Source organism: Elioraea tepida (genome assembly GCF_019203965.1).
Classification (GTDB): domain Bacteria; phylum Pseudomonadota; class Alphaproteobacteria; order Acetobacterales; family Acetobacteraceae; genus Elioraea_A; species Elioraea_A tepida.
Window position 1 is genome coordinate 320,845 of sequence record NZ_CP076448.1, and the last position, 14,614, is coordinate 335,458.

Annotated in this window: 12 protein-coding genes; 6 read left to right on the forward strand and 6 right to left on the reverse strand. The window is 70.9% G+C overall.

Features of this window, described 5'->3' with window-relative positions; genetic code table 11:
• Positions 1-75 precede the first annotated feature (75 nt).
• The 6 genes from topA to ruvX all read right to left on the reverse strand — a co-directional run bounded on the left by topA (position 76) and on the right by ruvX (position 7,347).
• Positions 76-2,715, reverse strand: coding sequence for a type I DNA topoisomerase (gene topA, locus KO353_RS01550; RefSeq protein WP_218286030.1), 2,640 nt, complete (start codon positions 2,713-2,715; stop codon positions 76-78).
• Positions 2,716-2,765: 50 nt separating this feature from the next.
• Positions 2,766-3,902, reverse strand: a complete 1,137-nt coding sequence (dprA, locus tag KO353_RS01555) for a DNA-processing protein DprA (RefSeq protein WP_218286031.1) — start codon at positions 3,900-3,902, stop codon at positions 2,766-2,768.
• Complete coding sequence (gene plsY / locus KO353_RS01560) at positions 3,899-4,501, reverse strand: glycerol-3-phosphate 1-O-acyltransferase PlsY (RefSeq protein ID WP_218286032.1); 603 nt, start codon at positions 4,499-4,501, stop codon at positions 3,899-3,901. Before plsY ends, dprA begins: the two co-directional genes overlap by 4 nt.
• A 6-nt stretch (positions 4,502-4,507) precedes the next feature.
• Positions 4,508-5,773, reverse strand: coding sequence for a dihydroorotase (pyrC, locus tag KO353_RS01565; protein WP_218286033.1), 1,266 nt, complete (start codon positions 5,771-5,773; stop codon positions 4,508-4,510).
• A 10-nt stretch (positions 5,774-5,783) separates the two neighbouring features.
• Positions 5,784-6,716 carry an aspartate carbamoyltransferase catalytic subunit gene (locus KO353_RS01570; RefSeq protein ID WP_218287218.1) on the reverse strand — a complete coding sequence of 311 codons (933 nt, stop codon included), beginning with the start codon at positions 6,714-6,716 and terminating at the stop codon, positions 5,784-5,786.
• A 166-nt stretch (positions 6,717-6,882) separates the two neighbouring features.
• Positions 6,883-7,347 carry a Holliday junction resolvase RuvX gene (ruvX, locus tag KO353_RS01575; RefSeq protein WP_218286034.1) on the reverse strand — a complete coding sequence of 155 codons (465 nt, stop codon included), beginning with the start codon at positions 7,345-7,347 and terminating at the stop codon, positions 6,883-6,885.
• Positions 7,348-7,410: 63 nt separating this feature from the next.
• Between ruvX and gatC the strand changes: the two genes are divergently transcribed.
• The 6 genes from gatC to KO353_RS01605 all read left to right on the forward strand — a co-directional run bounded on the left by gatC (position 7,411) and on the right by KO353_RS01605 (position 14,587).
• On the forward strand, positions 7,411-7,707 hold the full coding sequence (gatC, locus tag KO353_RS01580; RefSeq protein WP_218286035.1) for an Asp-tRNA(Asn)/Glu-tRNA(Gln) amidotransferase subunit GatC: 297 nt from the start codon (positions 7,411-7,413) through the stop codon (positions 7,705-7,707).
• On the forward strand, positions 7,707-9,185 hold the full coding sequence (gene gatA / locus KO353_RS01585) for an Asp-tRNA(Asn)/Glu-tRNA(Gln) amidotransferase subunit GatA (RefSeq protein WP_218286036.1): 1,479 nt from the start codon (positions 7,707-7,709) through the stop codon (positions 9,183-9,185). Before gatC ends, gatA begins: the two co-directional genes overlap by 1 nt.
• A 2-nt stretch (positions 9,186-9,187) precedes the next feature.
• Complete coding sequence (gene gatB / locus KO353_RS01590) at positions 9,188-10,639, forward strand: Asp-tRNA(Asn)/Glu-tRNA(Gln) amidotransferase subunit GatB (RefSeq protein ID WP_218287219.1); 1,452 nt, start codon at positions 9,188-9,190, stop codon at positions 10,637-10,639.
• A gap of 90 nt (positions 10,640-10,729) precedes the next feature.
• The gene (otsB, locus tag KO353_RS01595; RefSeq protein ID WP_218286037.1) at positions 10,730-11,473 is read left to right on the forward strand and encodes a trehalose-phosphatase; all 744 of its coding nucleotides are present in this window, start codon (positions 10,730-10,732) and stop codon (positions 11,471-11,473) included.
• Entirely contained in the window at positions 11,457-13,253 is a 1,797-nt protein-coding gene (locus KO353_RS01600) for a glycoside hydrolase family 15 protein (protein ID WP_218286038.1), read from the forward strand. The genes otsB and KO353_RS01600 overlap by 17 nt, the downstream gene beginning before the upstream one ends.
• Entirely contained in the window at positions 13,238-14,587 is a 1,350-nt protein-coding gene (locus KO353_RS01605) for an alpha,alpha-trehalose-phosphate synthase (UDP-forming) (RefSeq protein ID WP_218286039.1), read from the forward strand. The genes KO353_RS01600 and KO353_RS01605 overlap by 16 nt, the downstream gene beginning before the upstream one ends.
• The last annotated feature ends 27 nt before the right edge of the window (positions 14,588-14,614 follow it).

Here is a 14,614-nt window from a genome sequence, read left to right on the forward strand (position 1 = left end):
GTGGTGCAGCGCTCTTGCGGTTTCGAGGCCGGACCGAAGGCGCCGGCGCCCCCGTTGCGTCCCGGCTGCCGACGTTCACCCCGCCGTGGCGCGGCGCGCCGGCCGGCGACCCGCCGGCTTCGCGGCCGCGGGCCTGGCCGACGTCGCCTTGCTGCGCCCGCCGCCCCCTGCGAGCGGCTTGCCTTTCTCGGCGAGCAGAGACACGGCTTCGTCGAGCCCGACCTCCTCGATCGCCATCCCTTTCGGAAGGTTCGCCACCAGCGTCCCGTGTTGGACATAGGGGCCGAAGCGGCCGCGGCGAAGCGTCACCTCGCCGCCCTTCGGATGGGTGCCGAGCAGCTTCACGCTGTCGAGCTTCTTCGCGAGCAGCACGACCGCGCGATTGAGCCCAATGCTGAGCACGTCATCGTCACGCTCGAGACTGGCGTAGACGGGACCGAGCCTGACATAGGGCCCGAACTGGCCGATCCCGGCATAGATCGGCTCCTGCCGTTCGGGGTGGATGCCCACGAGCCGCGGCAGGGACAACAGGCCGAGCGCCGTCTCGAGCGTCACCGAGGCAGGGTCCATCCCCTTCGGCAGCGAGGCGCGCTTCGGCTTCGGCCCACCCTTGCCCTTCGCCCCCTTCTTCGCGCCCCTCCGCCCTTCCGATGCGTAAGCCTCGGCGGGCGGGGCCTCGCCGAGCTGGACATAGGGGCCGTATGGCCCCGGCCGGAGCGTCACAAGCTCCCCCGTCTCCGGATCGCGGCCGAGCACCCGAACATCGTCTGCCCCCGCGGCCGGGTTGCCGCCGACGTTCCGGGTGTAGCGGCACTCGGGATAGTTCGAGCAGCCGATGAACGCCCCGGTCGCGCCGCCGATCCGCAGCCCGAGACGACCGGTGCCGCAGCGCGGGCAGGCACGCGGGTCGGACCCGTCGGGCCGGTCGGGGAAGAGATGCGGGCCGAGTTCGCGGTCGAGCGCCTCGGCGACGTCGGAGATCCTGAGCTCCTTGGTGCTCTCGACGGCCTTGACGAAGTCGCGCCAGAACGCGCCGAGGACCTCTCGCCAGGCAGCGCGGCCGCCAGAGATGTCATCGAGCTGCTCCTCGAGGGCGGCGGTGAAGTCATAGGCCACATAGTGCTCGAAGAAGCCGACGAGGAAGGCGGTGACGAGCCGTCCGCGATCCTCCGGCACGAAGCGTCGCGCCTCGAGCCGGACATACTGGCGATCCTGCAGCACCTGCAGGATCGACGCGTAGGTGGACGGCCGGCCGATTCCGAGCTCCTCGAGCTTCTTCACGAGCGACGCCTCGGTGTAGCGCGGCGGCGGCTGGGTGAAGTGCTGCAGAGGCGTGACCGACTTCAGCTGCGACCGTTCTCTCTCCGCCATGGGCGGCAAGAGGCGCCCGTCCTCGTCCTCGGACTCGGGCCCCGGCGCTTCGTCACGGTCCTCCCGGTAGAGCTTGAGAAACCCATCGAAGACGATGACGGAGCCGGTTGCGCGAAAACCGATCCGACCATCCTCGGAGGCGATGTCCACCGCCGTCTGGTCGAGCTCGGCCGAGGCCATCTGGCTCGCCACGGCCCGCTTCCAGATCAGCTCATAGAGCCGCCGCTGGTCGTCGGTGAGAGCGTGGGCCACCGCCTCGGGCGTTCGGGTGACGTCGGTCGGGCGAATGGCCTCATGGGCTTCCTGGGCATTCTTCGCACGGGAGGTATAGAGCCGCGGGGTGTCGGGGAGGTAATCACGGCCCGAGGTAGCGGCGACATGGGCGCGGATCGCGGCCACCGCTTCAGCCGCCATCTGAACCCCATCGGTTCGCATATATGTAATGAGACCAACGGTTTCTCGCTCGATCTCGACGCCTTCGTAGAGTTGCTGTGCGGTCCGCATCGTGCGGGTGGCGGAGAAGCCGAGCTTGCGGGCGGCCTCCTGCTGCAGTGTCGAGGTGGTGAAGGGCGGGGGCGGGTTGCGCCGGACCCGTTTCGTCTCGACCTTGGCGATGCGCCAGCGCGCCGCCTCGACCCGCGACACGATCGCCCGCGCGGCGGCCTCGTCGGGAATGTCGAACTGGCCGAGCTTCCGACCGTCGAGGGAGGCGAGGCGCGCTGTGAACGGAGCCGCGCGCTCGGTAAGGAAGGCGCCCTCGATCGTCCAGTACTCGCGCGGGCGGAAGGCCTCGATCTCCGCCTCCCGCTCGCAGATCAGCCTGAGCGCGACCGACTGGACGCGGCCCGCGCTCCGGCTTCCGGGAAGCTTGCGCCAGAGCACCGGCGAGAGGGTGAAGCCGAAGAGATAGTCGAGCGCCCGGCGGGCGAGGTAGGCGTCGATCAGGTCGGCATCGAGATCGCGCGGATGCTCGAGCGCCGCCTTCACCGCCTTGCGCGTGATCTCGTTGAAGGTGATCCGCCGCACCTCGATGCCTTTCAGCGCACGGCGTGCGGCGAGCATCTCGCGCACATGCCAGGAGATCGCCTCCCCCTCCCGGTCGGGGTCGGTGGCGAGGTAGAGGCGTTTGGCTCCTTTCAACGCGGCTGCGATGGCGCGAAGCTGTTTCTCGCCCCGCTCGTCCGCCTCCCAGTCCATCGCGAACCCCTCCTCGGGGCGGACCGAGCCGTCCCGTGCGGGGAGGTCGCGGACATGGCCGTAGGAGGCGACAACGGTGAAGTCGCGACCAAGATAAGTGTTGATCGTCTTGGCCTTGGCCGGTGATTCGACGACGACGACGTCCATCCTTCTCACCCTAGCGCCCTGCCGGGGCGGCACGTAGCCGGGGCGCGAGGTCAGGCGCGCTTGAGCGCCACGCGGTTTCCCGGCAGGCGGTCGAGGCGCCCCTCGAGGTCGAGATCGGAGAGGGCGGCATTGACCGCAGCGGCGCTACATGGGCAGCGGCGGAGCACTTCGTCAACCGAGACGGGAGCGGGAGAGAGCAGGGTGACGAGATGGCGCCGCGCCAGGGCGACCTCGTCATCGGTCTCCACGTCGAGCTCCTCGGGGTCGATCCCCGCCGGCTCCTGCTCCTCTAGGAAGCCGGGCAAGGGCGCGGCGTGGCGAGAAGGCGGCGGGGCGATCGGCCCCGAGGGCAGGGCGGCCAGCACGTCCTCCGCCGTCTCGACCAGGGTCGCTCCCTGGCGGAGGAGGTCGTTCGAGCCGCGCGCGCGCGGGTCGAGCGGCGAGCCGGGAACGGCGAACAGCTCGCGGCCGGCCTCGACCGCAAGCCTCGCGGTGATCAGGCTGCCCGACTTCAGCGCCGCCTCGACGACCACCACACCGCGGGCGAGGCCGGCGACGATCCGGTTTCGGCGCGGGAACAGCTTGGCCATCGCCGCGGTGCCCAGCGGCGCTTCGGCCACCACCGCACCGGTTTCGGCGATCCGCGCCTGGAGCGCGGCGTTCTGCGACGGGTAGGGACGGTCGAGCCCGCCTGCGACAGCGGCGATCGTCACCCCGCCTGCCGCGAGCGCCCCCTCGTGCGCCGCCGTGTCCACACCGCGCGCGAGGCCGGAGACGATCGCAAGCCCGCTCTCGACAAGCTCACGCGCAAGCCGCTCGGCAATCACCCGCGCCCCGGCGGAGGCGTTGCGCGCGCCGACGATCGCGACCGACCGGCGCGACAGGAGCGCCGGATCGCCGGCGACGGCAAGAGCAAGCGGCGCGTCGGGAAGGGCGGCAAGGGTCTCGGGGTAGAGAGGGTCGGTGTCGAGGAGGAACGCAGCGCCGAACCGGGCGAGCGACTCCTCCTCGCGCCGGATCGCCTCCTCGGCCGGCAGGGCGACCGGACGGCCGCCGGCAAGGCGGGGCAGGTCGGCGATCGCGGCTTCGGCGCTGCCGGCGCGGGCGATGAGGGCGCGCACCGCCGCCGGCCCGATCCCTTCCGCCCGGGCGAGACGAAGGCGTGCGAGACGCTCCGCCTCGTTCATGCGTCGCTCCCGCTGCTTCGTCGTCCGATCCTCGGCTCGGTTCCGTCGAGCAGGCGCCGGATGTTGCCCTGGTGACGCCAGATCACGAGGGCGGAGATCACGAGCAGCGCAAGCGCGGGCGTGGTGCCGCCGAAGCCCCAGGCCAGGGCGGGCGCAAGCAGGAAGGCGGCGAGAGCCGAGGCCGAGGAGATCCGCGTCACCGCCGCTGTGGCGAGCCAGACCGCGCAGGCGCCAAGGCCGGCCGGAAAGGCGAGCGCGAGCAGGGTGCCGAGCCCCGTCGCCACCCCCTTGCCTCCCTGGAAGCCCAGCCACGGGGTAAAGAGGTGGCCCAAAACCGCGCCGACCCCGGCTGCTGCGGCAGCGGCCGGGTTCCACAGCACGCCCGCGAGCAGCACCGCCGCCGCCCCCTTTCCGGCATCGAGCACGAGCGTGGCGGCGGCGAGGTCCTTCCGCCCGGTGCGCAGGACGTTGGTCGCCCCGATGTTCCCCGAGCCGATCGTGCGGATGTCACCGAGCCCTGCCGCACGGGTGAGGATGAGGCCGAACGGGATCGAGCCGAGCAGCGCCCCGAGCAGGGCAGCGAGAGCGAGGCTCACCATCCCCCCTCAGCCGAACACCCGCACGCCCGCCTTCCAGGTGCCGAGCACCCTGCCCTGCATCGGGCGGCCGTCGAAGGGGGAGTTGCGGGCACCGACGAGCGACTCCTCGCGCACCTGCCAGGCGCGGTCGGGGTCGAACAGGACGAGATCCGCCGGCGCCCCTGGGCTGAGCCGGCCGACGGGAAGGCCGAGAAGATCGGCGGGGCGGCAGGTGAGAAGCGCGAGCGCCGCGGGCAGAGTCAGTGCGCCCCCGTGCACCAGCCCAAGCGTGACGGAAAGCAGCGTCTCGAGCCCCGCCCCCCCGGGCTCGGCCTGAGCGAAGGGGAGGCGCTTGGCGTCCGTGTCCTGCGGCTGGTGGTCGGAGGCGATCGCGTCGATCGTGCCGTCGGCAAGTGCCGCGACGACCGCCTGGCGGTCCTCCTCCGCCCGCAGCGGCGGCGAGAGCTTGGCATAGGTGCGCCAGCCGCCGACCGCCGTCTCGTTCAGATCGAAATAGGGCGGGGCGGTGTCGCAGCTAACGCGCACGCCGCGCGCCTTCGCCTGCCGGATCAGCCCGATCGCCTCTGCCGTGGAGACGTGGCCGAAATGAATGTGCCCCCCCGTCAGCTCGGCGAGGCGGAGGTCGCGCGCGACCATCAGCGCCTCCGCCGCGGCAGGGATGCCGGGAAGGCCAAGGCGGGTCGCGAGCTCTCCCTCGTTCATCGCACCCCCCGAGGCGAGCGAGGGCTCCTCCGGGTGCTGGACGATCATCGCCCCGAAGCCGCGGGCATAGGCAAGCGCGAGCCGCATGGTCCGCGCCTCGGCGATCGCGCGGCGCCCATCCCCGAAGGCGACCGCTCCCGCCTCCTTGAGCAGCCCCATCTCGGCGAGCTCGCGCCCCGCGCAGCCCTTGGTTGCGGCGGCGCAGGGCAGGACCGTGACCGAGCCGAAGGCGGCGGCGCGCCGGGCGACGAACTGCACGAGAGCGGGTTCGTCGAGCGGCGGGTCAGTGTCGGGGAGGGCCATCAGCGTGGTGACGCCGCCGGCAGCGGCCGAGGCGGCGAGGCCGGCGAGGCTCTCCTTGTGCTCCTCGCCTGGTTCGCGCAAGCCCACGCGGATGTCGACAAGGCCAGGGGCAAGCACCGCACCATCGCACGCGATTCGCTCGGCCCCGGAGGGGACATCGGATCGTATGCCCTCGATCACCCCGTCGCGGACGACGAGAACGCCCGGCCCGTCATGACCTGAGGCGGGGTCGACGATCCGGGCGCCGGTGAAGGCGAGGGTGGTCATGCGCCGCCCGTCACGCGTTTCCTCTCGCCTCGCGCGTGAGAAGGTCGAGCACCGCCATGCGCACCGCCACCCCCATCTCCACCTGCTCCTGGATCACGCTGTGCTGGAGGTCGTCGGCCACGGCCGAGGCGATCTCGACGCCGCGGTTCATCGGCCCCGGGTGCATCACGAGCGCATCCGGCTTGGCGCGCGCGAGCTTCGCCGCATCGAGCCCGTAGAAGCGGAAATACTCCCGCGCCGAGGGCACGAAGGCGCGCCCCATGCGCTCCTTCTGCAACCTGAGCATCATCACGATGTCCGCCCCCTCGAGGCCGGCATCCATGTCGGTGAACACCTCCACGCCCAGCGCCGCCACGCCAGCAGGGATCAGGGTGGGGGGGGCGATGATCCGAACGCGCGAGCCCATGGTGGTGAGCAGGAGGATGTTGGAGCGTGCGACTCGCGAGTGCAGCACGTCGCCGCAGATCGCCACGGTGAGGTTCTCGAGCGTTCCCTTGTGGCGCCGGATCGTGACGGCATCGAGCAGAGCCTGGGTCGGGTGCTCGTGGGTGCCGTCTCCGGCATTGATCACCGCCGCGTCGAGCTTCTGCGCGAGAAGCGCCGCCGCCCCCGACTGGTCATGACGCACCACGAGAACGTCGATGTGCATCGCATTCAGCGTCATCGCCGTATCGAGCAGCGTCTCCCCCTTCGCGACCGAGGAGCCTGAGGTGGACATGTTGACGATGTCCGCCCCGAGCCGCTTGCCGGCGAGTTCGAAGCTCGTGCGCGTGCGCGTGGAGTTCTCGAAGAACAGGTTGACGAGGGTTCTGCCGCGCAGGACGTCGCGCGGGCCCCCCTTGCGGTTGAGAGAGATGTAGGTCTCAGCGAGGTCGAGAGCGGCGCGTATCTGGGCGGGGTCGAGCCCAGCGATGCCGAGGAGGTGTCGCCGCCTGCCGGCCATCTGCCCGAATCCGTTCAAGGCGCCCTCCCTGAGCTCCGCAGCGGGTGAGGAGGGAACGCGCGCGCGTCAGCTCCGTCAAGCGCTCCGGAGCCGCGCCAACCGCGCTGCCGATCTCGCCTCCTCCCGCCTGCCGCTGCGCGAGCCGGTGAGGTGCTCACGGGCCGGCTCATCTCCGCGTCGCGTCGAGCGCCGCCTGGAGCATCCAGGCCGCCGCCGCCTTGTGCACGACGCGGGCGCGGCGGGCGCGCGTGAGGTCCGCCTCGCCGATCAGCATCCGGTTCACCGCCGCCGTGGAGAGCCGCTCGTCCCAGAGAGCGACCGGCAGCCCCGTCGCGCGCGCGAGCGCCATCGCCCAGTCGCGCGTCCCTTGGGCGGCAGGTCCTGCCACGCCGTCCATCGACAGCGGATGGCCGACGACGACCCCGCCCGCTCCCTCCTTCGCCGCGATCGCCGCCACTTCGGCCGCATTCCGCGCGAGCTTGTCGCGCCTCAACGTGCCGTAGGGGCTTGCCACCATCAGAGACACGTCGGACAGCGCAACCCCGATCGTGCGCGCGCCGAGGTCGAGCCCGATCAGCCGGCTTCCCCGCGGCAGGGACGCGCGCAAGGCGGCCAGATTGGCAAGCGTCATCGGCCGATGCTACCACCCTCGCACCCGCGCGCACCCCCGAAGCCACCGAGGAGTTCCCGGCGCATGTCGCTCGACGCCGACACGATCCGACGCATCGCAAGCCTCGCCCGGATACGCCTCTCCGATGAGGAGGCGGCGACGCTTGAGGGAGAGCTCAACGGCATCCTCGCCTGGATCGATCAGCTCAACGAGGTCGACACCGAGGGTGTGGCCCCGCTCTCGGGTGTGGGGCGGATGACGCTCCGGATGCGCGAGGACGTGGTCGACGACGGCAATATCCGCGAAAAGATCCTCGCCAATGCGCCAGAGCGCATCGGCCCCGATGGAGCGTTCTTCGCCGTGCCGAAGGTGGTCGAGTGATGGCCTCGCTGACCGACCTCACGCTCGCCGAGGCCGCGGAGGCGCTCGCGGCGCGGAAGATCTCCGCCACCGAACTTGCGCGGGCGCATCTCGAGGCGATCGAGCGCCTAGCCTCTCTCAACGCCTTCATCCTCACGACGCCCGAGCGCGCCTTGGCGGATGCGAGGCGTTCGGACGAGCGCCTGGCGCGTGGGGAGGCACGCCCGCTCGAGGGCATTCCGGTCGCGATCAAGGATCTCTTCTGTACCGCAGGCATCCAAACCACGGCGGCGAGCCGAATTCTCGGCCGCTTCGTTCCGCCCTACGAGAGCACCGTGACGGCCAATCTCTGGCGCGATGGGGCGGTCTGCCTCGGCAAGACCAATCTCGACGAATTCGCGATGGGCTCGTCCAACACCACCTCGGCCTATGGGCATGTGATCAACCCCTGGAGGCGGCGCGGCGATAACCGCGATCTCGTGCCGGGCGGCTCCTCGGGCGGATCGGCGGCGGCGGTGGCAGCGCGGCTCTGCCTTGGCGCTACCGCGACGGACACGGGAGGCTCGATACGCCAGCCGGCGGCTTTCACGGGAACGGTCGGCATCAAGCCGACCTATGGGCGCTGCTCGCGCTGGGGGATCGTCGCCTTCGCCTCCTCGCTTGACCAGGCGGGGCCGATGGCGCGAACGGTGAAGGACTGCGCGATCCTTCTGCGCTCGATGGCGGGGTTCGACCCGAAGGACAGCACCTCGGCCGACGTTCCGGTGCCCGACTTCGCCGCCGCGGTGGGCCAAAGCGTGAGGGGGCTCAGGATCGGCGTGCCGAAGGAGTATCGCCTCGATGGCCTCGCCCCAGAGATCATCGCGCTCTGGGACCAGGGCATCGCTTGGCTCAGGGAGGCAGGCTGTTCGATCCACGAGCTCTCCCTGCCGCACACGAAATACGCTCTTCCGGCCTATTACATCATCGCGCCTGCGGAGGCGTCGTCGAACCTCGCGCGGTATGACGGGGTGCGGTTCGGGCTGCGCGTGCCTGCCGATAGCCTCGACGAGCTCTACGAGGCGACGCGCGGCGCGGGCTTCGGCGCCGAGGTGCGGCGGCGGATCATGATCGGCACCTACGTGCTCTCCGCCGGATACTACGACGCCTACTACCTCAAGGCGCAGAAGGTGAGGGCGCTGATCGCGCGCGACTTCGACGCGGCGTGGCAGGAGGTGGATGCGATCCTGACACCGGCCACCCCGACCTCCGCCTTCGCGATCGGCGAGAAGCAGGACGACCCGGTGACGATGTATCTTAACGACGTGTTCACCGTGACCGCGAATCTCGCCGGGCTTCCCGCGATCTCGGTGCCGGCGGGGCTCGATTCGGAGGGGCTGCCCTTGGGGCTTCAGGTGATCGGGCGGGCGTTCGACGAGGAGACGGTGTTCCGTGTGGCCGCCGCTCTCGAGGACGCCGCCGGGTTCGATGCGGTGCCGCCGATCAGGGCGGGGGCGTGAGCATGGGGTACACCATCCAGGGGGCGACGGGCGCGTGGGAGGTCGTGGTCGGCCTCGAAGTGCACGCGCAGGTGATCTCGAAGGCGAAACTGTTCTCGGGGGCGGCCACCGCCTTCGGCGCCGAGCCGAACTCGCAGGTGAGCTTCGTTGACGCTGCTTTCCCGGGCATGCTCCCGGTTCTCAACCGCGAATGCGTCGCCCAGGCCGTGCGCACGGGCCTCGGCCTCAATGCGACGATCAATCTCGAGAGCCGGTTCGACCGGAAGAACTATTTCTACGCCGACCTTCCCGCAGGCTACCAGATCAGCCAGTACGAAAAGCCGATCGTCGGCCGAGGCACGATCATGATCGACCTCCCCGACGGCAGCACGAAGCCGATCGGCATCACCCGGCTTCATCTCGAACAGGACGCCGGCAAGTCGCTGCACGACCAGCACCCGACGAAGAGCTGGATCGACCTCAACCGCGCTGGCGTGGCGCTGATGGAGATCGTCTCGGAGCCGGACATACGCTCGCCTGAAGAAGCCGGCGCCTATCTCACGAAGCTGCGCCAGATCCTCCGCTACTTGGGCACCTGCGACGGCAACATGGAGGAGGGCTCGCTCCGGGCGGACGTGAACGTCTCCGTCCGGCGCCCGGGCGAAGGCTTCCGCACGCGCTGCGAGGTCAAGAACGTCAACTCGATCCGCTTCGTGATGCAGGCGGTCGAGGCGGAGGCGCGACGCCAGATCGCCATCTGGGAGGAGGGGGGAACGGTCGAGCAGGAGACGCGCCTCTTCGACAGCGCCCGCGGCGTCACCCGGCCGATGCGGTCGAAGGAGCATGCGCACGACTACCGCTACTTCCCCGACCCCGACCTGCTGCCGCTCGTTCTCGACCCGGGCTGGGTGGAGAGCCTCAAGGCGAGCCTGCCCGAACTCCCTGACGCGAAGGCGGCGCGGTTCATCAGGGAGTACGGCCTTTCCGCCTACGAGGCGCGTGTGCTCGTCGCCGAACGGGCCACGGCCGACTACTACGAGGCGGTCGCCAAGGGGCGGGACGGCAAGCTCGCCGCCAACTGGGTGATGGGGGACCTCTTCGCCGCGCTGAACCGAACCGGCTGCACGATCGAGACGAGCCCCGTCTCCGCCGAGGCGCTGGGGCGTCTCCTCGATCTGATCGCCGATTCGACGATCAACGGCCGGATCGCCAAGGAAGTGTTCGAGGCGATGGTCGAGACGGGAGAGGACCCGGTCGCCATCGTCGACGCGAGGGGGCTCAGGCAGGTGACCGACCCTGGCGCGATCGAGGCTGCGGTGGCGGAGGTGCTCGCGCGCAACCAGGACAAGGTGGCCGAGTATCGCGCAGGGAAAGAGAAGCTGTTCGGCTATTTCGTCGGCCAGGTGATGAAGGTGATGCAGGGCAAGGGCAATCCCGCCCTGGTCAACGAGGTGCTCAAGAAGAGTCTCGGCTAGGCGGCCGAAGTATTCGCGAATGACAAGATGCCATCTCACGATGGCGTGAGGTGGGTCGTACGTCGCCCAAGTTTGGGCTAGACCTCGCGCATGTCGGGTGTCGTTCCGGTTCCGCCACGCGGGATTGCGCGGCGGATCGCCGTGTTTCTCGATTTCGACGGCACACTTGTCGAGATCGCGCCTCGCCCTGACGCGATCGTCGTGCCGCTTGGGCTGTCGCGACTGCTCGGCGATCTCGCGCAGGCGACAGGCGGGGCGACGGCGCTCCTCTCGGGGCGGCCGATCTCTGATCTCGATCGCTGGCTCGCGCCGCTTCGCCTGGCCGCTGCCGGCTGCCACGGAGCCGAACTCCGCCGCCGGCCCGATGGCCCGGCCGAGCCCGCCGCCGCTCCGTGCTGCCCCGACCGCTGGCTCGAGCTGGCGACGAGGCTCGCCGCGCGCCATCCGGGCGCTCTGGTCGAGCGCAAGCCCTTCGGCTTCGCCCTGCACGCCCGCGCCTGCCCGGGCGCCCTGCCAGAGTTGCGCGACGCCCTCGCCGCCCTTGTGGCCGAGGACCGGCGCTTCCGCCTTCTGCACGCGCACATGGCGGTCGAGGTCCTTCCCCGAGGGGTGCACAAGGGGGCGGCGCTCGCGGCGCTGCTTGACCAACCGCCCTTCGCCGGGCGCGTCCCGATCGCGATCGGCGACGATGTGACGGACGAGGACGCGCTGGCGGAAGCGCGCGCCCGCGGCGGCCATGGCTACCGGGTCGGCGAGAGCTTCCGTGATCCCGGCGCCGTGCGTGCCTGGCTTGCTGCCGTGGCGAGGGAGGCGGGCCATGCCCCAGCCGCTTGATCTCGCGGTCGCCGGCAATGGCACGGTCGCCGCTCTGATCGAGCCTACGGGCCGGGTCGTCTGGATGTGCTGGCCACGGCTCGATGCTGACCCGATCTTCTGCGCCCTCCTCGACGGCACGAACCCCGAGGCCGGGCTCATGGAGGTGGCGCTCGAGGGGCGCGTCACGGCGCATCAGCGGTACCGGCGCAACACCGCCGTGGTCGAGACCGAGCTCGCCGACGGGGCAGGCAACGCGCTCAGGATTACCGACACGGTGCCGCGCTTTCCCCGCTTCGGCCGGATGTTCCGCCCGCAGATGCTCGTGCGCCGGATCGAGCCGATCGCCGGCCGGCCGCGCATCCGGCTGCGCATACGCCCGCGCTTTGCCTGGGGAGCCGAGGCACCGACGCTGCGCACCGGCTCGAACCATCTGCGCTGGCTCGGTCCGGGGGAAGCGCTGCGCTGCACCACCGATGCGCCGGTCGGCTTCATCGCCCACGAAACCGCCTTCGCGCTCGACCGCCCCCTCGCGCTCATCCTCGGCGCCGACGAGCCCGAGCCCGAGCCGCCGGCGCGGATCGCGCGTCAGTTCGAGGAGGAGACGACGGCCTACTGGCAGGAGTGGGTCAGGCTGCTCTCGGTGCCGTTCGACTGGCAGGAGGCGGTGATCCGCGCCGCGATCACGCTGAAGATGTGCGCCCATGACGACACGGGCGGCATCGTCGCGGCCCTGACCACCTCGATCCCCGAAGCCCCGGGCACGGCACGCACCTGGGACTATCGCTTCTGCTGGCTGCGCGATGCCTGGTTCACCGTCCAGGCGCTCAACCGCCTCGGCGCGACGCGCACCATGGAGCAGTTCATCCGCTATCTCACCGTCGCGGTGATGGACGAGACGCCTGAGCGGCTTCGCCCCGTCTATCCGCTCGTGCCGAACGTGCCGATGACGGAGGAGGAGGCGCCGGCACTCGCCGGGTTCCTGCACCACCGGCCGGTCCGGATCGGCAACGCCGCGGCCGACCAGCGCCAGAACGATGCCTGGGGAAGCGTTGTGCTCGCCGCGGCGCAGATGTTCTTCGATGAGCGCCTGCCCAATCCGGGGGACGCTGGGTTGTTCCGCCAGCTCCTGCCGCTTGCCGACGTCGCGGCGCGCGAGGCGCTGACGCCGGATGCGGGGATCTGGGAGTATCGGGGCCGGGTGAGGGTGCACACCTTCTCCGCGGCGATGTGCTGGGCGGCCGTCTATCGCCTCGCGCGAGTCGCTCAGCGCCTCGGCGAGCACCGCGAGGCGGACCGGCTGCGCGGTCTCGCCGCACCGATCCGCGATGCGATCCTCGCACGTGCCTGGAGCGAGAGCCGCAAGAGCTTCGTCGAGAGCCTCGACGGTGACGGTCTCGACGCTGCCCTGCTGCTGTTGCCGGAGCTCGGCCTTCTGCCGCCGACCGACCCGCGCTTCGTCGCCACCGTCGAGGCGATCGAACGCGAGCTTGCGCGGGACGGGCTCCTGCTCCGCTACGCCGCTCCGGATGATTTCGGCGTGCCCGAGACCGCCTTCCTCGCCTGCAGCTTCTGGCTCATCGATGCGCTCGCCGCGATCGGCCGCAGCGAGCAGGCGAGGGCGCTGTTCGAGCGGATCCTCGCCTTGCGCAACCATGTCGGCCTTCTGTCGGAGGACGTCGATCCGCGGACCGGGCGGCTCTGGGGCAACTTCCCGCAGACCTACAGCCAGGTCGGGCTGATCCTGTCTGCGATGCGTCTGTCGCGGAGCTGGGAGGAGGGATTTTGGCGCGCCTGGTGATCGTGTCGAACCGCGTGCCCCTGCCGCGGCCACGCGGCGGGACGCAGCCGGGCGGCCTCGCGGTGGCGCTCGCCGAGGCGTTGCCTGGGCAGGAGGTGTTATGGTTCGGCTGGTCCGGCGAGACGGCGCCCGAGCCCTCGCCGCCCTCCTTCGTCACCCACGGCAGCACGAGCTACGCCACCGTGCACCTGACGGAGGCCGAGAGGCGCGGCTATTATGCCAGTTTCGCCAACGCAACGCTCTGGCCGCTGTTGCACTGGCGCATGGGGCTTGCCGAGTTCCGCCGTGACGACCACGAGACCTGGCGCGCCGTCAACGCGCGCTTCGCCTCCCTGCTCGCGCCGCTGTTGCGGCCCGACGATCGCGTCTGGGTGCACGATTTCCACCTCTTCCCCTTCGCCGCTGCGCTGCGGGCCGCCGGCTGCCGCCAGCGGATCGGCTTCTTCCTGCACGTGCCGTTCCCGCCGCCCTCGCTGTTCGAGGCGCTGCCGCAGGCCGGGCGTCTGCTCGCCGACCTCGGCGCCTACGATCTCATCGGCACGCAGACCCGGGCGGATGCCGAACATCTCGCCGCGTCTCTCGCTGGCATCGGCGCGTCGGTTCCGGTCGCCGCCTTCCCCGTCGGCGTGGATGCGGCGTCCTTCGCGCGCGAGGCGGCCCGGGCCGTCGGCTCGCCCGAGGCGCGCCGGCTTGCCGCGAGCCTCGGCGGGCGGGCGCTGATCCTCGGGGTGGACCGCCTCGACTACTCCAAAGGCCTGCCGCAGCGCTTCCGCGGCTACGCGGCGCTGTTGCGGCGCTTTCCGGAGCATCGACGCCGCGTGACCTTCCTCCAGGTGGCGCCGGTGAGCCGGAACGAGGTGGCGCTGTACCGCGCCCTGCGGCGGGAGCTCGACGAGCTTGCTGGCCGGATCAACGGCGAATGGGGCGAGATCGACTGGATCCCGATCCGCTGGATGACGCGCGCGGTGCCGCGCGCCACGCTCGCAGGCTTCCACCGGCTCGCCCGCGTCGGCCTCGTCACGCCGCTGCGCGACGGCATGAACCTCGTCGCCAAGGAATATGTCGCAGCGCAGAACCCGGAGGACCCGGGCGTGCTCGTGCTGTCGCGCTTCGCCGGAGCAGCCGAGGAGCTTCGGGGCGCGATCCAGGTCAATCCGCACGACCCGGACGAGATCGCCGAGGGGCTCGATGCCGCTCTGCGGATGGATCTTCCGGAGCGTCGCGCCCGCTGGGCCGCCGACCATGCCGTGATCGCGACCAACAGCGCCGCCGACTGGGCGCGGCGCTTCCTCGCCGCTCTCGAGGCCCTCGCACCGGCCGAGCGGGCGGCCTGAGGCGGTTTCCCCGCCGCGTGCGTTCCT